Origin of the sequence: Kitasatospora sp. NPDC093558 (assembly GCF_040683475.1) — a bacterium.
In the GTDB taxonomy this organism is placed as follows: Bacteria; Actinomycetota; Actinomycetes; order Streptomycetales; family Streptomycetaceae; genus Kitasatospora.
Window position 1 is genome coordinate 12,171 of record NZ_JBFBDY010000015.1, and the last position, 26,491, is coordinate 38,661.

The 26,491-nt window shown below is 72.5% G+C and carries 25 protein-coding genes and 2 pseudogenes; 13 read left to right on the top strand and 14 right to left on the bottom strand.

The genetic code is table 11. The annotated features are described in order from the left end of the window. The first annotated feature begins 87 nt into the window (after positions 1 to 87). Positions 88 to 225 carry a hypothetical protein gene (locus AB0O00_RS03500; RefSeq protein ID WP_363648418.1) on the top strand — a complete coding sequence of 46 codons (138 nt, stop codon included), beginning with the start codon at positions 88 to 90 and terminating at the stop codon, positions 223 to 225. Positions 226 to 582: 357 nt separating this feature from the next. After that, entirely contained in the window at positions 583 to 1,107 is a 525-nt protein-coding gene (locus tag AB0O00_RS03505) for a hypothetical protein (protein ID WP_363648419.1), read from the top strand. A gap of 7 nt (positions 1,108 to 1,114) precedes the next feature. Here AB0O00_RS03505 and AB0O00_RS03510 read toward each other — a convergent pair whose 3' ends face one another. The 3 genes from AB0O00_RS03510 to AB0O00_RS03520 form a co-directional block, all read right to left on the bottom strand. Continuing rightward, a complete protein-coding gene (locus tag AB0O00_RS03510; RefSeq protein ID WP_363648420.1) occupies positions 1,115 to 1,333 on the bottom strand; it encodes a hypothetical protein in 219 nt (72 codons plus the stop codon). A gap of 458 nt (positions 1,334 to 1,791) precedes the next feature. Beyond that, entirely contained in the window at positions 1,792 to 2,958 is a 1,167-nt protein-coding gene (locus tag AB0O00_RS03515; protein WP_363648421.1) for an alpha/beta hydrolase, read from the bottom strand. Between the two features lie 645 nt (positions 2,959 to 3,603). Next, positions 3,604 to 4,203 carry a hypothetical protein gene (locus tag AB0O00_RS03520; protein WP_363648422.1) on the bottom strand — a complete coding sequence of 200 codons (600 nt, stop codon included), beginning with the start codon at positions 4,201 to 4,203 and terminating at the stop codon, positions 3,604 to 3,606. Between the two features lie 252 nt (positions 4,204 to 4,455). On the opposite strand from AB0O00_RS03520, the gene AB0O00_RS03525 reads away from it, so the two are divergent. Together AB0O00_RS03525 and AB0O00_RS03530 are read left to right on the top strand one after the other, a co-directional pair. Beyond that, entirely contained in the window at positions 4,456 to 4,674 is a 219-nt protein-coding gene (locus tag AB0O00_RS03525; protein ID WP_363648423.1) for a hypothetical protein, read from the top strand. A 16-nt stretch (positions 4,675 to 4,690) separates the two neighbouring features. Beyond that, positions 4,691 to 4,816 carry a hypothetical protein gene (locus AB0O00_RS03530; protein ID WP_363648424.1) on the top strand — a complete coding sequence of 42 codons (126 nt, stop codon included), beginning with the start codon at positions 4,691 to 4,693 and terminating at the stop codon, positions 4,814 to 4,816. 188 nt (positions 4,817 to 5,004) lie between these two features. Here the strand turns inward: AB0O00_RS03530 and AB0O00_RS03535 are convergent, their stop codons facing one another. Both AB0O00_RS03535 and AB0O00_RS03540 read right to left on the bottom strand, forming a co-directional pair. After that, the gene (locus AB0O00_RS03535; RefSeq protein WP_363648425.1) at positions 5,005 to 5,676 is read right to left on the bottom strand and encodes a hypothetical protein; all 672 of its coding nucleotides are present in this window, start codon (positions 5,674 to 5,676) and stop codon (positions 5,005 to 5,007) included. Positions 5,677 to 6,009: 333 nt separating this feature from the next. After that, positions 6,010 to 6,936: an NmrA/HSCARG family protein gene (locus AB0O00_RS03540; RefSeq protein ID WP_363648426.1), complete on the bottom strand. Its 927-nt coding sequence runs from the start codon at positions 6,934 to 6,936 to the stop codon at positions 6,010 to 6,012. A 118-nt stretch (positions 6,937 to 7,054) separates the two neighbouring features. Here AB0O00_RS03540 and AB0O00_RS03545 point away from each other — a divergent pair, with 118 nt between their 5' ends. The 3 genes from AB0O00_RS03545 to AB0O00_RS03555 all read left to right on the top strand — a co-directional run bounded on the left by AB0O00_RS03545 (position 7,055) and on the right by AB0O00_RS03555 (position 9,443). Further along, a complete protein-coding gene (locus tag AB0O00_RS03545) occupies positions 7,055 to 7,642 on the top strand; it encodes a helix-turn-helix domain-containing protein (protein WP_363648427.1) in 588 nt (195 codons plus the stop codon). Between the two features lie 259 nt (positions 7,643 to 7,901). Beyond that, positions 7,902 to 8,858 carry a DUF3048 domain-containing protein gene (locus AB0O00_RS03550; RefSeq protein WP_363648428.1) on the top strand — a complete coding sequence of 319 codons (957 nt, stop codon included), beginning with the start codon at positions 7,902 to 7,904 and terminating at the stop codon, positions 8,856 to 8,858. 318 nt (positions 8,859 to 9,176) lie between these two features. Continuing rightward, complete coding sequence (locus AB0O00_RS03555; protein ID WP_363648429.1) at positions 9,177 to 9,443, top strand: hypothetical protein; 267 nt, start codon at positions 9,177 to 9,179, stop codon at positions 9,441 to 9,443. A 102-nt stretch (positions 9,444 to 9,545) separates the two neighbouring features. Here the strand turns inward: AB0O00_RS03555 and AB0O00_RS03560 are convergent, their stop codons facing one another. Further along, positions 9,546 to 10,886 (bottom strand): NADH-quinone oxidoreductase subunit D, encoded by a 1,341-nt coding sequence (locus AB0O00_RS03560; protein ID WP_363648430.1) that lies wholly within the window; start codon positions 10,884 to 10,886, stop codon positions 9,546 to 9,548. A 370-nt stretch (positions 10,887 to 11,256) separates the two neighbouring features. On the opposite strand from AB0O00_RS03560, the gene dnaK reads away from it, so the two are divergent. Continuing rightward, entirely contained in the window at positions 11,257 to 13,110 is a 1,854-nt protein-coding gene (gene dnaK / locus AB0O00_RS03565) for a molecular chaperone DnaK (protein ID WP_363648431.1), read from the top strand. Here the strand turns inward: dnaK and AB0O00_RS03570 are convergent. From AB0O00_RS03570 to AB0O00_RS03580, 3 genes and pseudogenes are all read right to left on the bottom strand, one after another. Further along, positions 13,019 to 13,333, bottom strand: a pseudogene (locus AB0O00_RS03570) (RHS repeat domain-containing protein); the annotation flags it as partial. The gene dnaK and the pseudogene AB0O00_RS03570 overlap by 92 nt on opposite strands. Before the next feature lie 22 nt (positions 13,334 to 13,355). After that, positions 13,356 to 14,456, bottom strand: a complete 1,101-nt coding sequence (locus tag AB0O00_RS03575; protein WP_363648432.1) for a HAMP domain-containing sensor histidine kinase — start codon at positions 14,454 to 14,456, stop codon at positions 13,356 to 13,358. Continuing rightward, entirely contained in the window at positions 14,449 to 15,141 is a 693-nt protein-coding gene (locus AB0O00_RS03580; protein ID WP_363648433.1) for a response regulator transcription factor, read from the bottom strand. Before AB0O00_RS03580 ends, AB0O00_RS03575 begins: the two co-directional genes overlap by 8 nt. 86 nt (positions 15,142 to 15,227) lie before the next feature. On the opposite strand from AB0O00_RS03580, the gene AB0O00_RS03585 reads away from it, so the two are divergent. Then, positions 15,228 to 16,298, top strand: a complete 1,071-nt coding sequence (locus AB0O00_RS03585) for an endonuclease/exonuclease/phosphatase family protein (protein WP_363648434.1) — start codon at positions 15,228 to 15,230, stop codon at positions 16,296 to 16,298. 128 nt (positions 16,299 to 16,426) lie between these two features. Here AB0O00_RS03585 and AB0O00_RS03590 read toward each other — a convergent pair whose 3' ends face one another. Further along, a complete protein-coding gene (locus AB0O00_RS03590) occupies positions 16,427 to 17,062 on the bottom strand; it encodes an SDR family oxidoreductase (RefSeq protein ID WP_363648435.1) in 636 nt (211 codons plus the stop codon). A 90-nt stretch (positions 17,063 to 17,152) separates the two neighbouring features. Between AB0O00_RS03590 and AB0O00_RS03595 the strand changes: the two genes are divergently transcribed. Both AB0O00_RS03595 and AB0O00_RS03600 read left to right on the top strand, forming a co-directional pair. Then, a complete protein-coding gene (locus tag AB0O00_RS03595; RefSeq protein WP_363648436.1) occupies positions 17,153 to 17,818 on the top strand; it encodes a TetR/AcrR family transcriptional regulator in 666 nt (221 codons plus the stop codon). Between the two features lie 113 nt (positions 17,819 to 17,931). After that, positions 17,932 to 19,374 carry a WGR domain-containing protein gene (locus AB0O00_RS03600; protein WP_363648437.1) on the top strand — a complete coding sequence of 481 codons (1,443 nt, stop codon included), beginning with the start codon at positions 17,932 to 17,934 and terminating at the stop codon, positions 19,372 to 19,374. A gap of 9 nt (positions 19,375 to 19,383) precedes the next feature. On the opposite strand, the gene AB0O00_RS03605 is transcribed toward AB0O00_RS03600, so the two are convergent. After that, positions 19,384 to 19,959 (bottom strand): hypothetical protein, encoded by a 576-nt coding sequence (locus AB0O00_RS03605; protein WP_363648438.1) that lies wholly within the window; start codon positions 19,957 to 19,959, stop codon positions 19,384 to 19,386. A gap of 155 nt (positions 19,960 to 20,114) precedes the next feature. Here AB0O00_RS03605 and AB0O00_RS03610 point away from each other — a divergent pair, with 155 nt between their 5' ends. Beyond that, complete coding sequence (locus tag AB0O00_RS03610) at positions 20,115 to 21,098, top strand: winged helix-turn-helix domain-containing protein (RefSeq protein ID WP_363648439.1); 984 nt, start codon at positions 20,115 to 20,117, stop codon at positions 21,096 to 21,098. 21 nt (positions 21,099 to 21,119) lie between these two features. On the opposite strand, the gene AB0O00_RS03615 is transcribed toward AB0O00_RS03610, so the two are convergent. Next, on the bottom strand, positions 21,120 to 22,775 hold the full coding sequence (locus AB0O00_RS03615; RefSeq protein WP_363648440.1) for a phospholipase D-like domain-containing protein: 1,656 nt from the start codon (positions 22,773 to 22,775) through the stop codon (positions 21,120 to 21,122). Positions 22,776 to 22,999: 224 nt separating this feature from the next. Continuing rightward, positions 23,000 to 24,220 (bottom strand): acetylhydrolase, encoded by a 1,221-nt coding sequence (locus AB0O00_RS03620; protein WP_363648441.1) that lies wholly within the window; start codon positions 24,218 to 24,220, stop codon positions 23,000 to 23,002. A gap of 269 nt (positions 24,221 to 24,489) precedes the next feature. Here AB0O00_RS03620 and AB0O00_RS03625 point away from each other — a divergent pair, with 269 nt between their 5' ends. Beyond that, positions 24,490 to 25,839, top strand: coding sequence for a serine/threonine-protein kinase (locus AB0O00_RS03625; protein ID WP_363648442.1), 1,350 nt, complete (start codon positions 24,490 to 24,492; stop codon positions 25,837 to 25,839). A 54-nt stretch (positions 25,840 to 25,893) separates the two neighbouring features. Here AB0O00_RS03625 and AB0O00_RS03630 read toward each other — a convergent pair. After that, positions 25,894 to 26,491, bottom strand: a pseudogene (locus tag AB0O00_RS03630) (hypothetical protein); the annotation flags it as partial.

Sequence of the window (26,491 nt, forward strand, 5' to 3'; positions counted from 1 at the left end):
CGGAACGCGCCGACCTCCCGGTAGCGCCCGCCCGCGCCCGAGCAACCGGGCCCGGCGACGGCGCGGAAGCCGGCGGCGCTGGACCGGGTGGTCGTGGGCGTGGGCGTGGTCGTGGCCGCGGGCGACGGCGTGTGCGTGTCGGCGGCGGACGGCGTGGCCGACGGGCTCTCGATCGCCGTGGCGGACGAGCTCGCCGACGGGCCGGGGTCCGCGGAGCTGGGCTGATCGGTGGGGGAGGTCGTCGGCGGGTGCGCCCGGCCGTGGGTGCCGTAGGGCGAGCGGCCTGTGGGTGCGGCAGCACCGGACGGTTGCCACCGTACGGGCGAGGGCGGCGGGACGCGCAGCGCGAGGAGCCCCGTCACGACGAGGCCGAGCGCCGCCGCGCAGCAGACGAGGGTCGTACGCCTCGGTGTCGCCGTACTGGTCACGTTGTTCTCTCCCCGGGTGACGGTGTCCGCCCAGTTGCACGGCCCGCCGGGCCGAACCGGTTCACGGGCCGTCGAACCCGGGAGGGTCCGCCGTCCGTACTACCGACTGAGGCCGGTCGGCGGCCGGCACGAGGACGGACGCGGGAGGAGAGCCATGGCCTGGTACCAGGGGCCGAGCCGGATCACGGTGACGGCGGTGGAGGGGCCGTGGCCGCAGCGCGCGGTGGTGACCGTCCGGGGCGCGGCGCCGGTCGAGATCCCGGGGACGGTCGGCGCGGTCCACGTCGTCGACGCGGAGAGCTGGCAGCTGGACCTGGAGCACTGCCACGACGGCGAGTGGGGTCCCAACGTCCGTGCCGTGCAGGGGCGCTGGCAGGAGATCCGGGGCGTGCCGACGCAGCAGGTGCACAGCCGCAACCGGGACCGGGTCGGCGACCGCCAGGACCGCAACCTCGTGCTGCGGATCGAACGGGTCGAGCGGGTCGAGCCCGGCGGCCGCGCCCCCGCCACCACGCCCGGCCGGCCCGCTGCGCGCCGCACCTCGACGTTCGCCTCTGCAACCACCTCGGCAACCACCTCGCCGACCATCTCGACGGCCGGCTCCGACTTCCTGCAGCCCGCGGCCCCGTCCCGTCCGTCCACCTCGACCGGCTCCAGCGCCACCTCTTGGGGCGCCTGAAGAAGGTCTACGCCCGCGCGAGCCGCTCCCGCACCCGCTCCACCTGTTCCGTCCTCCGCCCCTGCTCGGCGGCGAGTTCGAGCGCCCGCTCCCAGTGCCGGAGGGCCTCGGCCGTGCGCCCGCGGTCGTACAGGACCTGGCCCATGACGTCGGCGTAGTCGAACTCGGCGTGGGCGTGGTCGCCCTGGGCCCGGCCGAGGTCCAGGGCCCGCCGGATCTGCGCCACCGCCTCGTCGGGGCGGCCGAGTTCGCGGCGGCGTCGGGGGCGTGTGCGCGGGCCGCGTCGACGAGCCGGTCGAGCCGGTGGACGTCGATGAGGTCCGGGTCGGCGTGCAGGACGTAGCCGGGGGCGCGGGTGTCGAGCCGGAGGCCGTCGGCGAGGAGCGTGCGCAGCCGGGCGACGTGCCCCTGGAGCGCGGCGCGCGCGGTGGACGGCGGGGTGTGCTCCCCGGCGAGGTCGAGGAGCCGCTCGACGGGGACGACCCGGTTGGCCTCCAGCGCGAGCGCCGTGAGCACGGCCCGCCGCCGGCCGCCGCCGACGTGGACGGCCTCGCCGTCGGCGGTCCGCAATTCCACCGGTCCCAGCAGGAGAATCCGCACGCCGCACCTGCGCCCTCGTCGTCCTCGGCCCCTGGCCTGCACCTGAGCCGGAGCGGACGCGGGTGCTCCGGCCGGGGGCGGGGGTCACGGGTGCTGGAAGGACACCTCCGGGTTCGCCGCCAACGGCCCATCGAGGAGGGGCTGGTGGATCCCCTTCAGCGTCCGGTCGAAGAAGGCGCCGACGTACTCCCGCGTCAGCTGCATGCCGCGCTCGGGCGAGGTGGTCGTACCGGGAGGGAGCGGGAGGCCGGCCGCGGTGGCGAGGATCGGGACGTCCGTGAAGCTGGAGTGTACGGTGCCCGCGACGGCCAGCCAGGGCTTGTAGCCGTCCCAGCCCGCCCAGGCCTGGCCCCACGAGGTGTCGGCGCCGCCGGCGGAATGGTTGCTCTGCTTCCCGAGCAGGAGGAACGCGCGTCCGTCGAGCGTGTCGGCCGGTACCGGCGGGAAGAACGTTCCGTCCATGTTCACCCCGGCGAGGATCCGCTGGTCCGCGGCCATCGCGTTCAGCGTCGACGCGCCGCCGATCGAGTGCCCGGCCATGCCGATGCGGTCGCGGTCGATCAGGTGCGCCAGCCGCCAGGCCGGGTGCTGCCCGGTGAGCCGGTCCAGGACGAACGACACGTCCTTCGCCCGGCTGTCCGGGAGCGAGTCCGGCGCCCCGCTGTCGCAGAGGGCACACCCCGCCGTGCTGCCGTCGGCGAGCGTCTCGCCGGAGTCCTCGTAGGTATGGCCGACCAGCGCCACGACGTACCCGCGGCTGGCGAGATCGGCCGCCAGCCCGGTCAGCGTGGCGCGGGGGTTCTCGAAGCCGGGGGAGAGGACCACCAGCGGGTACTTCCCGCCCGCGGCCTTCGCGCCGGTGTACGCGTACGTCTTGATGCCCACGACGTCCTGCGGCTGGACCCCGGTGCCCGGCGGGATCCGGGTCGCGACGAAGTTCTGCGCCTCGCCGAGGGTCATATACGGAGCGGCCTCCCCGGTCCCGCGCCGGGCCGGGTAGAACATCGACACCGTCAACTGCCGCGGCCCGGCCGAGGGCACCCACGGATCGGTGCGGTCCGGGTCGGTCAGGTGCAGCACCTCCTCCCCGACCGCGAACGGCCCGGTGGGTCGGGGCAGTTCAGCGTGGAAGGCAGCGGGGGCGGAGGCGGCGACGGGCTCCGCGGGCGAGGCCAGAGCGGCCCCGGCCAGCGGGAGCGGAAGAGCGAGGACAAGGGCGGCGACGGCCGCGGCGCGGCGGTATCGGTTCATGCCGTTGAGATTAGGTTCGGAGTCTGGACCCCCGAATCCGCCTGCCGATGCAAGTTCTGACTGGCCATCATCCATGCGAATCAGCGGCGTCATCCCTTTGGATGACCGTCCGGTTGCCTGTCCGGCTCGTGTCGCCCACCTGCCAGTCCCGCGGGGCCACGCCGAAGGCCGCGCGGAAGGCGCGGCCGAAGAGGCCGACGTTGGCGAAGCCCCAGCGACGGGGCGATTCCCGCCACCCGGAGTTCCGCGGCCACCAGCGGACGAGGATCCGGCTCCACCGTCGCAGCCGCTGCGTCCGACGGCGCGCTGGTAGGCGACAGGCGGCATTCGTCCAGGCAACCGAGGCCGGTTCTGCAAGGGGTTCGTCCGTGGCATCGGAGAGTCCCACGGAATGCCGCAATGACAACCAACTCGCTCTAGCGGTCAGCTACTGTCGGACGTCATTCGGCAGTACGAACGCCCCGGCAAGCGGCCTTGGCGATGTGCCTCTGATGTGTCAAGTTGCCCCCGATCGCTGCTAGCACCTTCGAGTCTTTCCGATACCGGACGTAGTGCTCCTGATCGACCACAGGGCGAGGCTCCTCAGGACTGCTGGACCTGTCTCGGCCGATTAACCCGGCGAACCCATGCGGTCATAGCACTAGCTCAAGGGAGGCCGATGAGGCCCCAGCCGCGGGCCTCGGCCCCGGTGACCACGGCGCCCCACTCGCGCAGGTGTGCGGCGGCGGCGTCGAAGGTGGCGGGCCGCCCCGCCCAGCCGGTGCACTCGGCGTCGAAGGGCGCGCGGAGTTCCTCCAGCCGCGGTGCGGCCGTCGCCCAGGCGTGGGCGAGATCGGGGATCTCGTCCGGGGCGCAGAGCAGGAGTACGTGTGGGCGCCAGGGTGAGGGGTCGCCGGGGAAGCCGTCGGCCGGCGCGGGGCCGTCGGCCGTCGGCTCGGGGACCAGGGCACCGAGGAAGTGGTCGAGGGCCGCCCGCAGCTCGGGTGCTGCCGACTTCCTGATGTCCTTCCAGGCGGCGGCCAGACGCCAGTGCCAGCTGTAGGAGCCGGTGGTTCCGAGGAACTGGTAGCGGGCACACCACGACGGCTCCGGCGGCCACACCCATCCGCCGGGCTCGGCGGCCGGGTGCGCATTGCACCAGGGGGTGGGGAAGACGACGTCGTCCAGTGTGTCCAGGCGCTCGTCCGCCGGTACCCGGGCCAGCCGGCTCCAGTCGGCCATGACCACGGTGATGTCCAGTCCCATCCGCGAAGGTTAACGACCCTGGCGAGTCCGTCGGGCGCCGTATCGTCTCCGTCCGCCTCACCCGGCCTGCGGGCGGCGCCCGTCAGGTTCGGGCCGGTCGACGTCACCGTCGAATCCGAAGCGGCCAGCCGCGTCGATCTCGACTCCACCGCGCCGGTCGTCGGCAACGACCCGGCGGACATACGTGTGCACGGGTGGGGGAGCCCAGACCGCAAGCTGAATCTGTGGGTCGACGACGACCGCAACTCTCTGGTGAAGCTCGCCGACACCGCCCCCGAGCCGACCGCCGAGACGTGCGATGCCGAACTCCGTCACGGTGCGGGTCACTTCGGTGTCCTCCTGGCCGTAGGCGACCGCTACTGCTACCGGACCCGCGCAGGCCGCATCGCCTACCTGAAGCTCAAGACCGTCCAGCCCGTCCCCGGCCCCCTCCGGTTCACCGTCACCGTCTGGGACACCACGCCCCGGTGACCCGGCCCGTCCGCCGATGCGTACGCGGCTGGTCCCCGATCTGATCCTGACCGGACTGGTCGAACGAAGGCCGGACAGTTTCGCCGAACTGACCGCCGCCGACACGGCCGTGCTCACCCCGCCGGCCGATCTGACCGGATGACAGCTGTATCCGCTTGGTGCGGGCCCGGAGGCCCAGCCAGGAGGTGCCCGACAGGTGGGCGCGCCCGCTACGGACGACGAAGGCTCGCCCACGCCGACCCGGCTCTGTCACCTCTCTCCGCCTGAGCCCTCCGTACCGGCGCCTGCGTACACGTCTGGCAAGCGTGCGGCCCGATGGTGCTCTGGCGGTCAGCCGGTGATCGAGAAGAAGATCGTGTCGGAGTCGAACCAGTCGATCTTGTTCGTGGCGTACTCCCACTCGGTGTGTTCGAACTCGAGCCTGTCGATCAGGATCTTCAGGTCGTACCGGAAACTCTTGTCGGCGAGATCCAGGACCGTCCGGTAGGCGTCGGCGGCGGGCTTGGCCTTGGCCAGGGGGAACATCCCGATGTGCGGGCCGTCCATGGGGTAAGGGATGAGGAAGGGGATTTCCTGTGGCGGGCCGGAGAACAGGTGGTCGTGCATCAGGAAGTCGCTGCTCACGCCCAGACGGAGCAGCTCCTTGTCGAGCAGGCTGAAGAACGTTGCGGGCTTGGAGTAGACGCCGAGATCGGCGGGGTCGGACGCGTTGCAGTCGATGATGTGCTGGAGTGCGCGGTAGTAGGCGCCGGCCGCGTAGGCGGCGTCCGAGTTCGCGTGGCCGGCGATGAGGTGGTCGAGAGCGTCGGGAATGGATATGCCCCAGTCGATGCCCTGCCCGTCAAGCGAGAGCTGGCTCTTCTCCGCCATCTCCCGGATCACGGCCAGGATGCGCTGCTGGTCGTCGGTGAGCCGGCCGGCGGCTCCGATCGTGTGGCGCCCCTGGCGCGGCACGGGCGATCCGGCCGACCCCGCCCACTGCCCGCTGAACTTCCGCTTCATCACCCGCTACGCCCCGGACCGAACGCCCGTCGCCACCGTCGTGTTCGGGGGCCCCTGCCGGACGGCACCCCGTCGGCGGTCATCCCGGACGGGGACGGCGACACCCTGGCCGTCCTCCCCGACGGGACGGTCGCCCTCGCTCTGCGGCCGGGCAGCACCCACCTGTTCTCGGCCGACCTGAGCCAGGTCGTGGCCACGTTCCCGATGCCCTGGGGCCACGAGGAGGAGAAGGCCAGGACAGGAGAGCCCTTCGCCGCCTCGATCGCCGTCACCCCCTCCGGCCGCCTCCTCTGCACGACCTCGGAGTACGGGCTCAGTTGGGCCGGCGCCCGTTCATGCGTGCTGCCTGGCGGTGGGCTGGGTGGCCAGGAAGGCGCCGATCTGGGCGGCGCCGGTGCGTTCCAGCCAGGTGGGGAAGTCCATCGTTCCGGGGTGGATGCGGCGGGTTGCGGTGACGTCCGCGCGGTAGCCGTGTTCGTCGAGCCACTCGTTGGCGTACGCGAAGTCCTCATTGAGGGCCCGGATCGCTTCGATCGGGATCCGGGCGTACGGCAGCGGACGCCCGAGCGCGTTCTCGATGGCCGCGGCGATCTGGACCGGCGTGAGTTCGTCTCCGGCGAGGGCGACTTCGCGGCCGATCCAGTCTTCGGGCCGGGAGAAGGCCAGCGCGGTGACGAAGCCGACGTCGTCCACGGCCATGATCTGCAGCGGAACCTCGGGGGCGAGGGCGGTGGCGAACGTCCCGCCCCGCAGGGCATAGGCGCCGGTGAAGTTCTCCATGAAGGAGACCGGTCGCAGGATCGTCGCGGGCAGGCCGAGCGCGGCGATGTGCTGCTCGATCCGCCACTTGCTGACCAGGTTCTGCGGCAGTCTCTCGCTGCCGTGACGGTCCGCGCCGGCCACCGAGGTGAAGACGAAGTGCTCGACGTCGGCGGCACGGGCAGCCTCGGCGACGTTGATCCCCCAGCGGACCTCGTCCTCGGCGCTGAAGTCCGGCGCGGTCCCGGGGGAGCCGACCGTGGGCTGGACGCTGAACATGCCGTATGCGCCGTTGGCCGCGGCGATCAACGAGGCCATGTCGTCCATCTGTGCGCGCACGATCTGCGCGCCGGCGTTCGCCAGGTCCTTGGCCGGGCCCCCGTCCGGATCGCGGGTGAGTGCGCGTATCTGCCAGCCGTGGCTGAGCAGGTGTCGCGTCACCGCCCGGCCCTGCAGGCCGGTCGCCCCCACCACCACGACGGTCTTTCCTGTCGATTCCACGAATCTCCCCATGTCGCATGCCGACGAGGACCCACGCCCAGTAACTGGGGTGGCCCTCCGGTTATCGGGCGCTACGATATGGAGGGCCACCCCGGTTAGCAAGTCGTCAGGAGTTCCCGTGCCCAAGAGCGCAGCCGACCCGGCTTCGCGGCCGATGCGTGCCGACGCACGCCGCAACTACGACCGGATCGTGGCCGCCGCCGAGAGCCTCGTCGCCGAACACGGCGCCGAGGCCTCGCTGGAGGAGATCGCCCGGCACGCCGGAGTCGGCTCGGCCACCCTCCACCGGCACTTCCCCTCCCGGCAGTTGCTCCTGGAAGCCGTCTTCAAGGGCTGGGTGGACGCCCTGTGCGCCAAAGCGCGTGACCTGCTGCCCGACCCCGATTCCGGAGCCGCACTCGTCAGCTGGCTCCGGGCCGTCGTCGCACACGCCGTGGCCAACCGGGGCCTGGGCGCATCGCTGATGCAGGGCGCCCGCGACGGCGACCCGACGCTCGGAAGCACCTGCCATGCGGCGATCACCAGCGCCGGCGACGAACTCCTCGACCGCGCCCGCCACGTGAACGCCGTACGCCCCGACGTCACCATCACCCAACTACTCAAACTCGTCGGCGCCATCGCTTCGGCCACCGAGGAGGACCCCGACGGCCCGGGCGAGGCCGACCGGCTGCTCGACCTGGCCATCGACGGGGTACGCGCGCGCTGAGGCCCCATCCCGTCGCCGGAGGCTTCAGGCGCCGGCGCAGTGCCTCGGGGTCGCGGCGAAGCAGGGCCGGCCGGACCGGGGAGGCCGGTTCATTCGGATGTGCCCGAACGCATTTTCGTGAATTCCGAGGCGCCTTCGCTGGGCTGCGCCAAGGTCTAGCCTGGACTGGTCGAACAACAGCCGTCGGCTCGCGGCCAGTGGATGTTCCTGTGCCGGCCGTCCTGTCCGTCCTGTTGCGGCAGCACGCGAGGAGGCCCGGGTGAACGCGCGCAGCACCGGTCGGCACCGCCGCGCGCGGGCCGGTCTCGCGGTGGCCGGGGCCGCCGTCGGGCTCGCCGCGGTCCAGGCGTGCGGGGGCGGCGGGTCGCACCCGGCCGCGTCCCCGTCCGTGCCGGCCGCGAACCCGCTCGACAACGTCGGCACGGCGGGCAACACCCTCGCCGTCAAGATCGACAACGTGGGCGCGCACGTCCAGGCGATCCACCAGGGACTCGCCCAGGCCGACGTCGTGTACTGGATCGAGGTCGAGGGCGGCCAGTCCCGGTTCCTCGCCGTGTACGACGCGAACCACCTGCCCGCGCTGATCGGCCCCGTGCGCTCCGCCCGGCAGACCGACATCCCGCTGCTCCAGCCGTACGGGCGCCTCGACCTCGCGTACAGCGGTGCCATCAGCGGGCTCGTCCCGCTGCTCGACCGGGCGGACCTGCAGAGCGTCACCCCGTTCACCGATCCGGCCGCGTTCACCGACCGCGCCGTCGACCCGACCTTCGTCGACCCGCACCGGATCCTCGGCCGGTTCCCGTCGGTGCCCGCGCGTTCCCCCGGCTTCGTGTTCGGTGCCGCGCCGGGCGGCGGGGGCCCGCTCGGCAGCATGACGTGGCACCTGCCGGCCGCGTCCATCGGCGTGCGCTTCGACGGGGGCGCGTACGACGTCACCGTCGACGGCCGCCCGGGCTGGACGGGCACCGCGACGGTGGTCGTCCAGCACGTCGACATCGTCCCCGGCCTGTTCACCGACTTCAACGCCGGGCACCCCGACAACGAGGTGTTCACGCGGAGCACCGGCTCGGGCCAGGCCGAGGTGCTGCGCGACGGACGGGTGTGGAGCGCCCGCTGGACCCGGCCCGACCCCTCCGCCGGGACGGCGTTCACCCTGCCCGGCGGCGGTGCCATGGCCTTCGCCACCGGGCCGGTGCTGGTGCTGATGGTGCCCTGAGCGCCGCGCTGCCGTAGCCGCCGTCCCGTTCGGCAGTCCCGTTCGGGGGTCGCGTTTATCCGGGCGGAGCCGGCATACGCACCCGGGAGGACGCCTGATCGGACACGGCCACAGCATCCGCGCCACCGTAGGGCGGGGTGAGCTCGTACCCGCTGGCTGGCACTGTCGTGTCGGCCGTGCGGCGACGTGCACCGTGCCCTCCCGGTCGGCGTACACCGGGTGGCCGGCCGGGGCCGACGCCGCCCTACGAGGGCCTCGCCCGGCCTCGGACGGCCCACCCCGGATGTGGGAGCGTCGGCGGTGCCCGAGTCTCGACGCATGGGATCGATCGTCGTGCTCTTCGAGCTGGAGCCGGAAGCGGAACTCGGTCCGGAGGGTGTCGGACCCGCTGTGATCGCGGTGCACGCCGCCGGTGCCGATCCCGATGTGCCTGAGGACCCTCAGCCGTACACGTTCTGCGGGCTGGAGAGCGCTCCGATGGAGCACGCGCACTACCGGCCGACCCGGCCGGGTGAGCCGTGGTACCCGCCCCAGCTGGCCGAGCGGCGCTGCCCCGAGTGCGAGCACGCCCTGCGCGCCCGATGACCACCGCGTAGGGAGGTGCAGGTGGACGGCTTGAACGAGCCGCCATGAGCGCTCGCGCCTGCTGCCAGCCCGCCGAACGGCGCGTCCGCGGTGCGACGGCCCTTACCGGTCGACGCCCCCCATCACCGGGTCGATGCTCGCCACCGCGACGACGACGTCCGCGACCTGCCCGCCCTCGCACATCGCGGCCATCGTCTGCAGGTTGGTGAACGACGGGTCTCGGAAGTGCACCCGGTACGGCCGCGTGCCGCCGTCGGAGACGACGTGCACGCCCAGTTCACCCCTGGCGGACTCGACCGCCGCGTACGCCTGGCCGACCGGGACCCGGAAGCCCTCCGTCACCAGCTTGAAGTGGTGGATCAGCGCTTCCATGGACTCGCCCATGATCTTCCGGATGTGGTCGAGCGAGTTACCCAACCCGTCCGGCCCGACGGCCAGTTGGGCCGGCCAGGCGATCTTCTTGTCGGCCACCATGACCGGGCCCGGGCGCAGCCGCTCCAGGCACTGCTCGACGATCCGCAGCGACTGGCGCATCTCCTCCAGGCGGATCAGGAAGCGGCCGTATGCGTCGGCGGTGTCGGCCACCGCGACCTCGAAGTCGTAGTTCTGGTAGCCGCAGTACGGGTCGGTCTTGCGCAGGTCGTGCGGCAGGCCGGTGGCGCGCAGGATCGGGCCGGTGGCGCCGAGCGCCAGGCAGCCGGCCAGGTCCAGGTGGCCGACGTCTACCAACCGGGCCTTGAAGGCAGGGTTGTTGGTGGCCAGCTTGTCGTACTCCTGCATCCGCGAGCGCAGCAGCTTCACGCCCTCGCGGATCTGGTCCGGCGCACCCGGGGGCAGGTCCTGCGCCAGGCCGCCCGGCCGGACGTAGCCGTGGTTCATGCGCAGGCCCGTCACCAGCTCGAAGATGTCGAGGATGACCTCGCGGTCACGGAAGCCGTAGACCATCAGCGTGGTGGAGCCGATCTCCATCCCGCCGGCGGCCAGCGCCACCAGGTGCGAGGAGATCCGGTTCAGCTCCATCATCATCACGCGGATGACGTTCGCCCGGTCCGGGACGTCGGCGGTGATGCCGAGCAGCTTCTCGACCGCGAGGCAGTAGGCGGTCTCGTTGAACAGCGGGGTCAGGTAGTCCATGCGGGTCACGAAGGTGGTGCCCTGGACCCAGTTGCGGAACTCCATGTTCTTCTCGATGCCGGTGTGGAGGTAGCCGATGCCGCAGCGGGCCTGTTTCACCGTCTCGCCGTCGATCTCCAGGATCAGCCGCAGCACGCCGTGCGTGGACGGGTGCTGGGGGCCCATGTTGACGATGATCCGCTCGTCGTCCGCCCGTTTCTGTCGCTGCTCGTCACCGGCGACCTCCTCCCAGTCACCACCGGTGACGGTGTAGACGCGGCCCTCGGTCGTGTCCCGGGCTCCCGCCGACTCGTGTTCGATGCCGCTCATCAGCCGTATGACCTCCGCTCGGGTCTCCGGTCGCGTCTGTTCGCCCGATTCGCGGCGCGCGACAGGCACGACGGGCCGAGCCCGTCTCAGCGAACCGGCCCTCGCGCCGGCCGCACGGGCACGACGTGGTGGCATGGGCTGCTCCAGTCCAGGATCGCGCACATCCGCCCGGAATACCCGGCCGGACCGCCGCAGCCCCGTCGATGACGTCCGCGCCTTCGCCCGACGCCTCGAAGCAATCCGTGAAGGTGCGAATGAAGGTGCGGCAGCGAGGAAGACGCGATGAGACGGCCCGCTCGCAACAGCGGCCCGGTCGGGCTGAAGCTGGAGGGGAGGTGAGGGGAGGGGAGCGGAACAAGGAGGCGTGGTGATGGTGCGCGCGGTTGGCATTGATCTGGGGACGACGAACTCGGTGGTCTGCGTGCTGGAGGGCGGCGAGCCGGCCGTCATCGCGAACACCGAGGGTGCGCGGACCACACCGTCCGTGGTGGCGTTCGGCAAGGGCGGCGAAGTGCTGGTCGGCGAGGTCGCCAAGCGGCAGGCGGTGACCAACGTGGACCGCACGGCGCGCTCGGTGAAGCGGCACATGGGCGAGGGCGACTGGCGCTTCCCGGAGAAGAGCGAGGTGGAGGGCAAGCGCTACACGGCGCAGGAGATCTCGGCCCGGGTGTTGCAGAAGCTCAAGCGGGACGCCGAGGCGTACCTCGGCGAGGACGTGACGGACGCCGTGATCACGGTGCCCGCGTATTTCAACGACTCCCAGCGCACGGCGACCAAGGAGGCCGGCGAGATCGCGGGCCTGAAGGTGCTGCGGATCATCAACGAGCCGACCTCCGCCGCCCTCGCCTACGGGCTGGACAAGGAGAACGAGCAGACGGTGCTGGTCTTCGACCTCGGCGGCGGCACCTTCGACGTCTCCCTGCTGGAGATCGGCGAGGGCGTGGTGGAGGTGAAGGCGACCAACGGCGACACGCACCTCGGCGGCGACGACTGGGACCAGCGCGTAGTCGACCACCTGGTCAAGCAGTTCAGGAACGGCTACGGGATCGACCTGTCCAAGGACAAGATGGCCGTCCAGCGCCTGCGCGAGGCCGCCGAGAAGGCGAAGATCGAACTGTCCGCCGCCAGCGAGACCACCATCAACCTGCCGTACATCACCGCCTCCGCCGAGGGCCCGCTGCACCTGGACGAGAAGCTCACCCGGGCCCAGTTCCAGCAGCTCACCGCCGACCTGCTGGACCGCTGCGAGGGGCCGTTCCACCAGGCCGTGAAGGACGCGAGGATCAAGCTCGCCGACATCGACCACGTGATCATGGTCGGCGGCTCCACCCGGATGCCGGCCGTCACCGACCTGGTGAAGAAGCTCACCGGCAAGGACCCGCACAAGGGCGTCAACCCGGACGAGGTGGTGGCCATCGGCGCCGCGCTCCAGGCCGGCGTGCTGAAGGGCGAGGTCAAGGACGTCCTGCTGCTGGACGTCACCCCGCTGTCCCTCGGCATCGAGACCAAGGGCGGCATCATGACCAGGCTGATCGAGCGCAACACCACGATCCCGACCAGGCGCGCGGAGGTCTTCACGACCGCCGACGACAACCAGCCCTCGGTGAGCGTGCAGGTCTACCAGGGCGAGCGCGAGATCGCCGCGTACAACAAGAAGCTCGGCATGTTCGAGTTGACGGGCATCGCACCCGCGCCGCGCGGCCTGCCGCAGATCGAGGTCACCTTCGACATCGACGCCAACGGCATCCTGCACGTCGGCGCGAAGGACCTCGGGACCGGCCGGGAACAGAAGATGACCGTCACCGGCGGCTCGTCGCTGCCCAAGGACGAGATCGACCGGATGATGCGCGAGGCCGAACAGCACGCCGACGAGGACCGCCGACGGCGAGAGACCGCCGAGACCCGCAACCAGGGCGAGCAACTCGTCTACACGACCGAGAAGTTCATCGCCGACAACGCCGACAAGCTCCCGGCCGACGTGAAGAGCGAGGTCGAGGCGGCCGTGACGGAGCTCAAGGAACAGCTCAAGGGCCAGGACACCGCCGCGATCCGCACCGCGAGCGAGCACCTCTCCGAGGTCAGCCAGAAGATCGGCCAGGCCCTCTACACCCAAGCCAACCCTGGCGCGGCAACTACCGGCCCAGGCGGACCGCAGGGCGAGGACGAGGGCGTCGTGGACGCCGAGATCGTCGACGAGGACGAGCGCAAGGGAGGCGCCCCATGACCGCCACGCCGCCGAGCCCACACAGGAAGTCCGAGGGGCAGCACACCCGTGATGCCGTAGAACTGGCCGCCGCGGACGGCGCGGTCGGGTCACCGGTGAAGCCCTTGAGCGTGCTGGTCTGCAGCTCGCCGCGGGGCGAGTAGGCGTAGGTGATGGTGGTGCCGTTGGCGTCGGTCTTGCTGTTCCGGTTGCCGTAGGCGTCGTAGCCGAAGGTCTCACTGTTGCCGGCCGCGTCGCCGGCTCGGTCATCTGAGCGCGGGCAGTTCCACCGTGATGTGCAGGCCGCCCCCGGGGCGGGGGGTGAGGGTGAGCGTGCCGTCGTGGGCGCGGGTGATGGAGTGGACGATGGCCAGGCCGAGGCCGACGCCTGCGTGGTCGGTGCGGATGCGGCCGGTGCCGCGTTGGAACGGTTCGGTGAGTGTGGTGACCAGCTGTGGGGGGAGCTGCTCGCCGGTGTTGTCGACGGTGAGCAGCACGACGCCGGGGCGGGGTTGGGTGTCGATGCGTACCGTGCCGCCCTCGGGGAGGTTGTGGACGATCCCGTTGTGTACGAGGTTCACGGTCAACTGCAGTAGTAGCGCTTGCGATCCGGTTGTGGGGGCGACGGTGCCTGAGGTCTCCAGGGTGACGCCGTGCCGTTCCGCGAGCGGCAGGAGCGTTTCGGCGGCCTCCTCCGCCAGGAGGGACAGGTCGACGCGTTCTCGGGTGAAGGAGCGCTGGTCGGCCCGGCTGAGCAGGAGCAGCGCCTCGGTGAGTTCGATCGCCCGGGTGTTGACGACGTGGAGGCGGTCGATGATCGCGGCGACATCCCGGTCGGGATCGGTGCGGGCGACTTCGAGGAGTGCCTTGGAGGTCGCCAGCGGGGTGCGCAGCTCGTGTGAGGCGTTGGCGGCGAACCTCCGCTGTTCGTCGACGTGGGCTTCGAGCCGGGTCAGCATGGTGTCGAAGGCGTCGGCGAGCTCGCGGAACTCGTCGGCGCGGCCCGGCAGTTGGATCCGGTGTGCGAGGGATCCGGTCGCGGCCAGCCGGGTGGCCTCGGTGATGCGGGTCAGCGGGGCGAGCACCCGGCCGGCCAGGAGCCAGCCGCCGACCAGGCCGAACACCAGCAGGAACGCCAGCACCACGGCGGCCCTCGGGGCGAAGACGTGCAGGAGGTTCGACCGGACGGGGAACACCCCTTTGGTCGGGGTGTCGGTGGAGCCGGCGATGAGGAACGCGCGGTCGGGGACGTAGCGCAGCAGGAACAGCCACACCGCGGCGAGCAGCAGGACGGCGGCGACCATCAGGAACCCGGCGTAGCTGAGGGTGAGTCGAAGGCGGACGCTCGGTCCGGGGGCCCTATCCACGGCCGGTTCCGCCACGCCCGGCCGACGTGGTGTCGATGCGGTAGCCGACGCCCGGCACGGTGGCGATGATCCAGGGTTCGCCGAGGCGCTTGCGCAGCGCCGAGACGGTGATGCGCACGGCGTTCGTGAACGGGTCGGTGTTCTCGTCCCAGGCACGTTCCAGCAGTTCCTCGGCGCTGACCGTACCGCCGTCCGCGGCGGCGAGGACTTCGAGCACGGCGAACTGCTTTCTGGTCAGCGCGACGAAGCGGCCGTCCCGGTAGACCTCGCGCCGGAACGGGTCCACCCGCAGGCCGGCGAGCTCCAGCACCGGGGGCCGGTTGTGGCCGCGTCTGCGGTCCAGGGCCCGGAGCCTGAGGGCGAGTTCCCGGAGTTCGAAGGGCTTCGTGAGGTAGTCGTCGGCGCCGAGTTCGAACCCGGAGGCCTTGTCGTCGAGGCGGTCGGCCGCGGTGAGCATGAGGATCGGCATGCCGCTGCCGGAGGCGACGATGCGCCTGGCGATCTCGTCGCCGGACGGCCCGGGGACGTCGCGGTCGAGGACGGCGATGTCGTAGGCGTTGACGCCGAGCAGCTCCAGCGCGGTGTCGCCGTCGCCCACGATGTCGGCCGCGATCGCCTCCAGCCGCAGGCCGTCCCGGATGGCCTCGGCCAGGTAGAGCTCGTCCTCGACGATCAACACGCGCATCCCTCGATGCTACGAGCCCGCACCTATCGTCCGCGTATCGGAAATCCCATACGTCCTGGCAACACCACACTCCGTTGACTTGCGGAATGAAACTCAAGCAGGACGCGACGACCGCTGGTGAGCGCACGGAAACAGAGGAGCCGAGCACCCGGCGCACGGCGCTGCACCGGGCGGTCCGTGCCGCCTTCCGGCCGGAGCGGTGGAGGCGCGGCCCGTTCCTCACGGCTCTGGCGCTGCTGCTGGGCCTGGTCATGCTGCTGCACGCGGAGATCCCAAACAGGAGCTGGCACCTCGGCAGCCTGGTGGAGAACCTCCTGCCCTGGTTCGGCCTGTTCGTCCCGTTGTTGCTGATCGCGGCGGTGTGGCGCCGCTCCACCGCCGCCGTGGTGGCGCTGGTGCTGCCGGTCGCGGTGTGGCTCGGCCTCTTCGGTGGACGGCTCACCGACAAGTCCGGCCCGGGCGGCGACCTCACCGTGGCCGAGCAGAACGTGGACGCCGACAACCCCGACCCGGGCGGAACCGCACGCCGCCTGGCCGCCTCCGGCGCGGACCTGCTGGCCCTGGTGGAGCTGACCCCGCAGTCCGTGGGCGCCTACGAGACGGGGCTGGCGGCGGCGTACCCGTACCACGTGGTCCGGGGCACCGTCGGCCTCTGGAGCCGGCTGCCGCTGGGCGACGCCCAGCCGATCGACGTCATGGACTACGGGCCCCTGGCGGACACCAGGCCGGTGGACGGCAAGCCGGCCGAGAACCGCGCGCTGCGCACCACGGTGGCCACGGACCGCGGGCCGCTGACCGTGTACGTGGCGCACCTGGGGTCCGTCCGGGTCCTCCCATCGTCGGGCTTCTGGACGGCCTCGCGCGACATCGGTGTGCAGGCGCTCGGCCGGGCCGTCGCCGCCGACGCGAGCGAGCGGACGCTGCTGCTCGGCGACCTCAACGGCAGCCTGGACGACCGCGCGTTCGCCGGTCTCACCGCACGGATGCGCTCGGCCCAGGACACGGCCGGGAACGGCTTCGGCTTCAGCTACCCGGCGTCGTTCCCGGTGGTGCGGATCGACCAGATCCTCGTCCGCGGCGTCACGGCGACGAGCTCCCGGGTCCTGCCGGACACCGGCAGTGACCACCTGCCGGTGGCGGCCGGGATCAGGTGGTGAGGACCGGGCTGTCGGGCCGTGCGGCCCGGCGCAGGTGGGCGAGGTGGGAGAGGTGTGCGAGGCGGGTGGTGGGCACGGGCACCTCTGTACCGCGTACCGGCGGTGCGTCACAAGCGAGTTCGGGTCCGTCAGCCGCCGACCCCGACGGCGTGCCGGAAGGTCTCCTCGGCCGTGACCATGTCGATCATCGCCCGCGCGACGTCCGCCCTGGACACGCTCGCCGCGGCCGGGCCTGACTCGACGTCGCGCCGCGTGCGGCCGCGCGCGGGCCCGTCGGTGAGGCGCGGCGGCCGGGCGGACGTCCAGTCGAGGTCGCTCTCCCGCAGGATGCGCTCCATCGTCTCCAGGTCGGTGTAGAGGTCCCGGAGGACGGCCCACAGCAGCGGCGTGAAGACCTTGGACGCGACGAGGGGCTGGCCGGTGCCGGCGTGGTTGAGCGGGCCGGCGCTCACGACGATCAGCCGGCGGACCCCGGTGGCCGTCATGGCCGAGACCGCCGCGCGGGCGGAGGTGGAGGCGGGCTTGAGCGGGTCGGTGCGACCGGCCTGGCCGATGCCGGAGAGGACGGCGTCGGCGCCCGCGACGACCGGCTTGAGCGAGGCGGCGTCGAGGGCGTCCGCCTGGACGACGGTCAGCCGCTCGTGCCGCAGGGGCAGGCGGGCCGGGTCGCGGACGGCGGCCGTGACGTGGTGCCCGTCGGCCAGGGCCAGGCGGACGAGGTGGCGTCCGATGCCGCCGGTGGCGCCGAGGACGGTGAGTTTCATGACCCCTCCCAGGGGTGGGTGAGTGCTCACTTACGTTCTCCTCTGATGGTGGGTGAGTGCTCACCCACCTGTCAAGGTAGGCTGGGGTCCATGACGGACGAGGGAGTGCAGCACATCGCGACCGAGGGCGCCGAACCCCTGACCGGAGGGGCGCTCACCCGCGCCCGGGTGCTCGACGCCGCCGCCCGGCTGCTCGCCACCGTGGGCCTCACCCGCACCACGACGAAGCAGATCGCGCGCGAGGCGGGCTGCTCGGAGGCGGCGCTCTACAAGCACTTCCGGGACAAGGAGGAGATCTTCGTCCGCGTCCTGCGCGAACGCGCCCCCCGCCTCGCCGACGCCGTCGCCGAGCTGCCGGGCCGCGCCGGCGAGGGCACCGTCCGCGAGCACCTGGAGACGCTGGTCCGGGTCGCCGTCCCGTTCTACTGCCGGTCCTTCCCGATGGCCGGCTCCCTCCTCGCCAGCCCCGAACTGCTCGCCGCCCACCGCGGCAAGCTCGGCGACGCCGGCCCGCACCAGGTCGGCCTCCACCTCGCCGAGTACCTGGCCGCCGAGCAGCGCCTCGGCCGCGTCTCGGCCGCGCTCGACCCGCACGCGGCGGCGCTGCTCCTGATCGGGGCGTGCTTCCACCGGGCGTTCCTGGAGGTCTTCTACGCCGACGAGGCCCCGCCCGGGGTGCTGCTCCCGCCGACGACGGAGGAGTTCGCGACGGAGACGGTCCGCGCCCTCCTCGACGGCCTGACCCCGCGGGCCTGACCGCGGCTCACCACCCCGTTGTCAGTGGCAGCGCCTAGATTCTGAGGAGTCGGCGGGCGGCATCCCGCACCGTCGACGGAATCCAACTCCGTTGCCCGAAAGGGGTGTTCGCCGTGCCCGTCGCCGTGGATGAGCAGGTCACGTACTTGGAGCTGTCGGAGGACGCCGGCACCGCGCACAAGTTCTACGAGGTGCGCGTCGCCGACTGCGTCGTGACCGTGCGCTACGGGCGGATCGGCGACGCCGGGCAGGTGAAGGCGACCAGCTACCCGAGCCCGGAGAAGGCCGCCGCGGCCGCCGCGAAGAAGGTGGGGGAGAAGGTCCGCAGGGGCTACGCCCCGGCCGCGCAGGGTGTGCGCCAGCGGCGTGCCACCACCCGGCGGCAGATCGTCAGCAGCCGCTCCACCGCCCGCCAGGCGCCGCTGCTGTGGCGCTTCCGCTCGGGCTCGCCCGCCTTCGGCATCTTCGTCGGCGAGGAGCACGCCTGGGTCGGCAACGAGGCCGGCGACGTCTACACGCTCACCCATGACGGCGAGGTGACGGCCCGGTTCGGCCTGCCGGACGGCGTCAAGTGCATCGTCGCGGACGACTGGTGGATCTACGCGGGCTGCGACGACGGCAAGGTGTACGACCTCGGCGGCAAGGTGCCGCGCGTCGCCTACGAGATCGCCGAGGACGTCGACATCTACTGGCTCGACATCCACGACGGCGTGCTCGGCGTCGCCAACGAGCGCGGCGGGCTGACCACGGTCGACCACGAGGACGAGTTCCAGTGGCGCCGCAAGGCCGAGGGCCGCGAGGGCTGGATGGTGCGCTGCGACGCCGACGGCGTCTACCACGGCCACTCGCGCGGCGTCGCCCGCTACGCCTCGCGCGGCGGCGACCAGCTCTGGCACGCCGACACCAAGGGCGGCGTCCTGTTCGGCTGGCAGGTGGCCGACGACGTGTTCGCCGGCACCTCCCGGGGCTGGGTGCACCGGCTGCGCAAGTCGGACGGCGCCGAGGTCGCGGCCTACCGCTGCGACGCCGCCGTGTTCTCCTGCGCGGCCTCGCCGGACGGCGCGTACGTGTTCGCCGGCGACAACCACTCCTCGGTGTACTGCTTCGCCGCCGACGGCACCCGGCTGTGGAAGCTCGCCACCGGCTGCGGCTCGGCGTACAGCATGCAGTACCGCGACGGCCGGCTCTACCTGGTGACCACCGACGGCTCGCTGGCCTGCCTGGACGCCAGCGAGGCCGCCATCGGCGCCGCCGAGGCCGGCACCCTGCCGCGGACGGCCGAGGTGCGCGGCGCCGACGTCGAGCGCGTGCTGCCGGGCCGGGCCCTGGAGACGGTCGCGGCGGGCGCGGGCCTCGGCGGCGTGGAGGTCGAGTGCGTGCAGGACGGCGCCCGGCTGCGGGTCCGCGTCGTGTCGGCCGGGTACGACCCGACCTGGCGCGTGCAGTTCCCGAAGGACGTCCGGGTGGCCGGGGCGCGCTACCTCGTCGCCGAGGTCCGCGAGTCCGCGAGCGGCGGCTTCTACCGGGCCCGCGGGGACATCAAGCGCCTGCTCTGACAGCCGTGCTCAGGCGAGCGTCTCGCACAGGTTCTCCACCTGGTGCTGCACCAGCACCTGCGGCTGCCCGTCCGGGTGGACCAGCAGCGTCACGCCGCCGCTGAACAGGAAGTCGCCGGGCGCGTGGTACGGGTTCCCGGCGCGGACGCGGGCGGAGATGTGGGAGTTCTTCGGGATCAGCCACAGGACGCTGTGGTCGGGCAGCTTGTACTCGGTGGCCTTGCCGCTCTGGTCGCGGTCGACGCTGCGCCCGCTGTCCAGGTTGGTGTAGCGCAGCACGAGCGGGCCGCGCCACAGCACCTTCGCCGGCGAGCCGTCGGGGTAGCGGGCGGCGACCTTGGTCTCCTCGCCCTCCACGAGCACCCCGATGTGCAGGTGGAACGGGCAGAGCGCGCCGGCCGCGAAGTCCTCGTCACCGCTCCGGTACGGCTGCCACCCGTCGCCATCACCCGTGTGGGCCTGAGCAGTTGGTGCCACTGCCAGCAGCGCCGCGGCGGCCAGCGCGGCGACGACGGCCAACGGTCGGGCGGCGGCGAACGGTCGGGTGGCGGCGGCCAACGGTCGGGCGGAAGAACGCAGGGACATGACGGGCCTCCTGGCGTGCCACGGACGAGAGAGGGGTGCGCGCCCCCTCCCCCGCGGGGGGCGCGGTGGCTATCGTCGAACGGCGGACGCGTCGCCCGCGAGGCTTTCGGCCGGGGCCGAAACCAACAAGGCCGCGGAGGAACCGGAGGGGGCACGTGCTGCGCATCCACTTCACCGCCGAGGACCTGCTCGGCGTCCGCTTCGCCGACGGCCCCGCCCCGCTCCTGGAGCTCGGCCTCGCCGTCGCGATGCTCCAACGCCGCGACGGCGGACCGGGGTTCGCCCGGCGGCGCCGCACGCTGAGCACGTCCGGGGCACGGGCCGCCCTCGCCCCGCTCCGCCAGCTCGTGCCGCCCACCGGCGCGGGTCCGCTCTTCCTCGACCCGCCGAGCGAGGACCTCGACCAGGGCCTCGAGGCCGTCCGCAGCTCGACCACGGCCCTTGTGCACCGCGAGCTGACCCGCGTCACCACCAAGGGCGGGCTGCCCGCCACCACCCTGCTGCGCCACCTCGCGGACCAGGACCAGGACGCCTGGCAGTACCTGGAACGCGCGATGCGCACCGCCTACCCGGACCTCGTCGGCACTGTCTGGCCCCGCCTGCGGACCGGCTTCGAGACCGACCTCGCGTGGCGGGCCCGGATCCAGCGCGAGCACGGCCTGCGCGGGATGCTCGTCGGCCTCCACCCCGGCAGCCGGTGGCGCGGCAGCGTCCTGGAGATCCCGGCCGACCGCGAGGTGGACGTCCGCCCGGGCGGCGCCGGGCTGGTGCTGATGCCCTCCGCGCAGTGGACCGGCGGCCCGCTGGCCGGCCCGTACCCGCTGGGCACGCTGCTCGTCTACCAGGCCGTCACCCCATTGACCCTGCTGCCCGAGCCCGGCCCGGGGCCGGGGCCGAACGGCGGCCCGCAGGACGACCCGATCGCCGCCCTGCTGGGCCGCACCCGCGCGGCCGTCCTGCGCCTGGCCGGCCGCGAGCCGACCACCAGCCAGCTCGCCGCGGAGCTCGGCATCAGCCTCGCCTCCGCCTCCGAGCACGCCCGCGCGCTGCGCCGGGCCGGGCTGGTCACCACCGTCCGCAGCGGCCGGGCCGTGCACCACAGCCGGACGGGGCTGGGGCACCGGCTGCTCTCGCCGTGATCAGGCGTCAGGCATTAGGCGTCAGGCGTTGCAGATCCCGCGCGCGTAGTCGACCACCGCGGTGGCCTGCGAGTACTGCCACTGCGGCGAGAGGAGCTGCGCGTCCAGCTGCCCGGCGGCCGCGCGGTCCTCGACGACGTACCCGAAGTCCTGCAGCCAGGCCGGGTACAGGTTCTTGGAGCCGATGTAGAAGGCCGAGCCGTCGACCGACACCAGCTTGTGGTGCAGGGCGTACGGGTGGCCGTCGGCCCAGGTCGCGGTGGGGGCGGCGCGGAAGCTGGCGAGCTGGAGGTTGCGGCACATGGCCGTCTTGGCCTGGGCCTGGTCGCCGAGGCGGGCGGCCAGGCGGGCCTTGAGGACGTCGCCGATCTCGTTCAGCGACTTGATCTGCGAGTAGCCGCCGCTGCCGACCGCGCCGCGGTTGGCCGGGTCGCTGACGACGATGCGCACCTTGACGCCGTCGGCCAGCTTGGCGGCGAGGAGGTCGTAGAGCCGGGCGTCGTAGTGGGGCATGGGCGGGCAGGTGCCGTTGACGTCCTGCTGGGAGATCTCGATGTGGCTGCCGGCGGCGGCGACGAGCGTCCGCAGGGCGTTCTCCTCCGGGTTGACCGTCTCGTAGTCGCGGTCGCCGTTGGTGTTGTCGTGCAGGCCGATCGGGCCGCACTTGACGTCGGAGGGGTTCGGGAGGTCCTCGGGCCGGTACGCCGAGGCCGGGTCGGAGTCGCGGATGCCGACGCCGAGGCCGCCGACGGCGATCACCGGGACGCCGCCGGTCGCGGGCGCGTCCTTGGCGGCCGGGTTGAGGCGCTGCTCCAGGTCGGGGGTGCACGGGGTGCCGCCGGTGGAGGCGAACCACGCGGCGGAGAACGTGCCGGTGTTGCGGCAGGTCCAGTCCCACAGGGTGTCCAGGTAGGCGCCGGCGGAGGCGGCGGCCGGACCGTTCAACGCGAGGTCGACGTCCGAGACCGGGTGGGCGGTGTCGAGGTAGTCCTTCTTCCAGTTGTTGATTCCGCCGGTGATGACGGTCTGCCCGTCGACGACCAGCAGCTTCGAGTGGTTCCAGGAGAACGACGACTTCGACGTGGTCATCGAGGCGACCTCGATCGTGACGGCCGACGCGGCGTCACCGAGCCTGGCCACCAGGTCGTCCCGGTACTTCGACGGGAGGGCGCCGATGTTCAGCAGCGGCGCGGCACCGGCCAGGACCCGCACGTGCGGCCGGTTCCCGGCGGCGACGGAGGCCTTGAGGCCGGCCGCGATGGCGTCCTGGAACGCGCCGTCCGGGAAGGGCGCGAGGGTCGATATGTCGACGGTGCGGGTGGCGCGGGAGATGTTCTCGCGCATCTTGTCGAGCAGGCGGCGGGTGCCGGGCCGGTCGGTGCAGGAGGGATCGCCCCAGCAGCCGGGGGTCTGGAGCAGCCAGGCGCCCGGGTCGTCGGCCGGGGCGTCGAGCCGGTTGCCGGCGGTGCGCTGCCAGACGGATCCGTCGAGGCCGGGGGAGACCTGACGCAGGGTCGCCTCGACGGCGTCGAGGTACGGGGTGGCCGTGGCATCCGGCTGCACGGGCACGGATTCCGCGACGGCGGGGGTCGCGGTCAGGACGCCGAGGGCGGCGGTGAGCGCGAGCGCCGAGGCGGCGGCGCGGCGGAGGGAAACGGCGGGACGGTGGCGGTGCATGTACGAGTCCTTCACGAGGGTCCGGGAAGATTCACCCAGTTGACCCCGTAAAATTACCTTAAGTTGACCCTATGTTGTGTCAGGACCCCATCAAGGAACGGGTTTCGGCCACTTCCTGAACGCCGATGGTGGCCCAGTGAACGCGGATGGGCCACCTAGTGAAGGCCGACGGCGGCCCGCAGTGCCCGGTCGGGGCACCGTGAGCCGCCGTTCTTGAGGGATGTTCAGGAGAGGAACGTCATGGCGGGGAAGGCCGGCGACGGCCCGTCGAGCAGGTGGCCGCGGCGGTGGCGCAGGTGCTCGTCGAAGAACGCGAGCGGGTACGCCTGCTGGATGCGCACCGCCTCCTCCGGGTCGAGGGTGCCGATGATGTCCTGGAGCTGCTGGGGGCTCCAGCCGAGCAGCTTCGCCACCTGCGGGTACAGCGCCTGGCTGTCGCCGTAGGAGGTGTGGAGGGCACCCTGGGCCTGGACGTTGAGCCGCCAGCCGCGCAGGTGCTCCCAGAACTGCTCGGCGGTGGGATCGGTGGCCCGGGTGAACTCGGCGGTCATCATCATGAACGGCCGGTCCAGGTCGCCACTCAGTGCCGGCCGCATCTGCATCGGCCCGTCGAGGCTCAGTCCGGCCCGGATGCGCGGGTCCGCGAGCGTGGCGCAGGCGGTGGCCGTGCCGCCCTTCGACCAGCCGAACGCGCCCATGCGCTGCGGGTCGAGGGAGCCGGGCAGCCCCTTCGGCAGCTCCCGGCCGTCGACGTCCGGATTGCACCCGGCGGCGAGCTGTTCGGCGCAGTCGAGGAGGAAGCGCAGGTCGGCGGCGAAGTCGCCGGGGGCCGTGGGCGTGTTCGGGCGGCGGTCGGGGACGGCGATCCGGCCGTCGGGGAACTCGGTGAACGAGTCGTAGGCGTGCGCGACCGTGATGACGGCGTACCCATGGCTCGCGAGCTCCTGGACCATGATCGTGTGGTCGCCCTGGTGGCTGTGCGCGCCGTGCGCGTACACGACGACGGGCAGCCGCCGGCCCGACCGCCGCACCGGAGCGCCCACGTGCGCCGAGGTGAGCGGCGCCAGCGCGGGGTCGAGGGTGAGCCCGACGTCGGCGAGGAACGCCGTCAGCGCGCCGGCCGGCATCCACGGCGCCGCCGCGTACCCCTCGACGTCCCGCGCCGGGTACCAGACGGTGGCCATCAGTTCGCGGAACTTGCCGGGGCCCGCGAGGGCGTCGGGCCGCGACCGGTCGACGAGGTGCAGCTGGACCCGGCCCACCGCATGCGGCCCGGTGGGCGCGGGCAGCGTGAGCCGGGCCGGGGCTCCACCGGCAGGGGCCGGTGCCGCCCACGCGGGCCCGGCGACGGCGGCGAGCGGCACGGCGGCCCCGGCGGCCAGTGCGGCGCCCAGCATGCGGCGGCGCGTCAGGCCGGCCCGTCCGGTGAACTGCGTGGTGGTCACGAATCCTCCCCGTGGTGACTGTTCGTCAGTCGTGCCACCACGGCCGGTCCGTGGGCACAGGGGAACGCTCCCACCCCGGCGCACCCCCGGACATCGGCCCACCGGTTGATCAGCCGCCCGCGCATTGGCCCACGGGTGTATATCCGTGGGCCTGGTGACCGGAGTTTCGCCTGTGATCTTTAGCCGTCTGTCCACGCCAACTAGGGTTGTGCGGCAGGATGTGGGGCCACGCAACAGGAGGGGCGCATGCTCGAAGTGGGCGGGGCACGATGATGCGAGACCAACTCCTCGGGGGCCGCTACCGGTTGGTGCGCCGGCTCGGCGAGGGCGGCATGGGGCAAGTGTGGGAGGCGCTCGACGAGACGCTGGGCCGGAACGTCGCGGTCAAGGTGATCTCCCTGCTCGCCGGTGACGGAAGCCGCGCCGACGAGGCCCGTGCCCGATTCCTGCGCGAGGCACGGATCACCGCCCAGCTGCAGCACCCCAACATCGTGACCATCCACGACCTCGGTGAGACCGGCGCGGGAAGCGAACGGGCCCCGTTCCTGGTGATGGAGCTGGTCCGGGGCGAGGGCCTGGACGCGATGCTGCGCCGAGGTGTCGTCACGCGTGCGGACGCGGCCCGATGGGGCGCGCTGATATCGGACGCGCTTGCCGAGGCGCACGCGGCCGGAATCACGCACCGGGACATCAAGCCCTCCAACATCCTCATCACGCCTTCCGGTGCCGTGAAAGTCCTCGACTTCGGCATCGCGAAGGCGGCCGACCCCTATGCGACGGCGGACCGGCTCACGCAGACCGGCTTCATCGTGGGCACGGCCCCCTACATGGCGCCGGAACAGGCGCGCGGCTTCCCGGAACCGCGCAGCGACCTGTACGCCCTGGGCTGCCTCCTCTTCGAGATGATCACCGGCCGGCTCCCCTTCCAGGCCCCCGACATGGTGGGATACCTCTCGGCACACCTCACCCAGGAGCCGCCCACACCCAGTTCGGTGTCCGCCGGCGTCCCCTCCGCGTGGGACGACCTCGTGCTGAGGCTGCTGGAGAAGAACCCCGACCAGCGGTATTCGAGCGCCACCGACCTTTCCCAGGCACTACGGCGTCTCGACGGCACACCCGAGCCCGCCGGCGGCCTCGCGCCACCAGGCGAGCAGGTCCCCCGACCCCAGGCCCCGACAGCTCCGCTCCCGCCTCCAGTCCCCACCCGTAAGGCGGCCGGCCCCCGACCACGGCCGGACACCACATCGACGCATACCCTGGACCGCTACGACGTCGCGGCATGGTTGATCATCTTGTCCCAGTTGGTCCTCTCGGTCTGCCTGTCGGCGTTCTTGCTCGTCTCGGCTTTCACGGTGGGGGCCGGGCTTTACTCCGGCCTGGTCACCTGGATCTACACAGCGGTACTCAAACCGCGCTCCACCGGTCTGACGCGCGGGACGGGGCGCGTGGCCGCGGCGGCCGTCGCCGTGCAGATCGGCGTGTTGGTGCACCAGACCTCGACAAGCCGGTTGGCCCTCTCGGGCGCGTGGCCCTTCTTCCCGGTGCTCGTCCTGACCATCGCGGCGTACTGCTATCGCGACATCAAGACCCGACGGGCGGCGCGCTCGATCTCGACCTGACGCAGGTGCGCGACGCCGACGCGCTGCGGATCCGGGCGTGCCCGCAGGACTCGGTCAAAGGCCGGAGTCGTGCTCCTGGTGCTGTTCGAGGGCGACGAGCAGGTGGATCGCGGCGTCCGCCCAGGCCGTCACCGCCCCGGCGGCGGGGCCGTCGGCGAGGGCGCCGGCGAGCGACTCCAGCAGGGCGGCACCGCCGGTGAGACCGGTGCGTCGCAGCTGGGCGGCCGCGGAGGCGAGACGGTCGCGGGCGGTGGGACCGCAGGCGCGCAGGCCGGTGTGGAGGATTTCGGCGAGTGCGGCGAGGCCGGTTTCGAGGGCGGTGGTGATCGGGTCCGTGGCCGTGCGTGCGTCGGCGGTGGGCGCGAGTGCGCCCGTGCCGGCGTCGGCGGCGAGGTCGGGGACGACCGGGCCCTCCGGGGTGAGGACGGCCAGTGGGTCGAGCACCGGGCGGCCGTGGCGCCGGGTCAACAGGCCGCTTACGTAGCGCACTTGGCCGCCGTCGAGCGCTTCGGCGAGGGCGTCGAGCCGACCGGGGCAGGCGGGGTCGTGCTCGGCGCGGAGCAGCGTGCCGGTGCCGGACGGGTCCCGGAGGACCGCCTCCAGGCGCTGCTCGGCGGCGTCGTAGCCGAGCGGTTCGACGGAGGCGACTTCC

Bases quoted from the DNA above. Each gene is read 5' to 3' on its own strand.
- AB0O00_RS03505 (WP_363648419.1), top strand. From the start codon at position 583: ATGGCCTGGTACCAGGGGCCGAGCCGGATCACGGTGACGGCGGTGGAG.
- AB0O00_RS03515 (WP_363648421.1), bottom strand. From the start codon at position 2,958: ATGAACCGATACCGCCGCGCCGCGGCCGTCGCCGCCCTTGTCCTCGCT.
- AB0O00_RS03520 (WP_363648422.1), bottom strand. From the start codon at position 4,203: ATGGGACTGGACATCACCGTGGTCATGGCCGACTGGAGCCGGCTGGCC.
- AB0O00_RS03530 (WP_363648424.1), top strand. From the start codon at position 4,691: ATGCGTACGCGGCTGGTCCCCGATCTGATCCTGACCGGACTGGTCGAA.
- AB0O00_RS03535 (WP_363648425.1), bottom strand. From the start codon at position 5,676: ATGAAGCGGAAGTTCAGCGGGCAGTGGGCGGGGTCGGCCGGATCGCCC.
- AB0O00_RS03555 (WP_363648429.1), top strand. From the start codon at position 9,177: ATGGGATCGATCGTCGTGCTCTTCGAGCTGGAGCCGGAAGCGGAACTC.
- AB0O00_RS03560 (WP_363648430.1), bottom strand. From the start codon at position 10,886: ATGAGCGGCATCGAACACGAGTCGGCGGGAGCCCGGGACACGACCGAG.
- dnaK (WP_363648431.1), top strand. From the start codon at position 11,257: ATGGTGCGCGCGGTTGGCATTGATCTGGGGACGACGAACTCGGTGGTC.
- AB0O00_RS03580 (WP_363648433.1), bottom strand. From the start codon at position 15,141: ATGCGCGTGTTGATCGTCGAGGACGAGCTCTACCTGGCCGAGGCCATC.
- AB0O00_RS03585 (WP_363648434.1), top strand. From the start codon at position 15,228: ATGAAACTCAAGCAGGACGCGACGACCGCTGGTGAGCGCACGGAAACA.
- AB0O00_RS03590 (WP_363648435.1), bottom strand. From the start codon at position 17,062: ATGAAACTCACCGTCCTCGGCGCCACCGGCGGCATCGGACGCCACCTC.
- AB0O00_RS03595 (WP_363648436.1), top strand. From the start codon at position 17,153: ATGACGGACGAGGGAGTGCAGCACATCGCGACCGAGGGCGCCGAACCC.
- AB0O00_RS03605 (WP_363648438.1), bottom strand. From the start codon at position 19,959: ATGTCCCTGCGTTCTTCCGCCCGACCGTTGGCCGCCGCCACCCGACCG.
- AB0O00_RS03615 (WP_363648440.1), bottom strand. From the start codon at position 22,775: ATGCACCGCCACCGTCCCGCCGTTTCCCTCCGCCGCGCCGCCGCCTCG.
- AB0O00_RS03625 (WP_363648442.1), top strand. From the start codon at position 24,490: ATGATGCGAGACCAACTCCTCGGGGGCCGCTACCGGTTGGTGCGCCGG.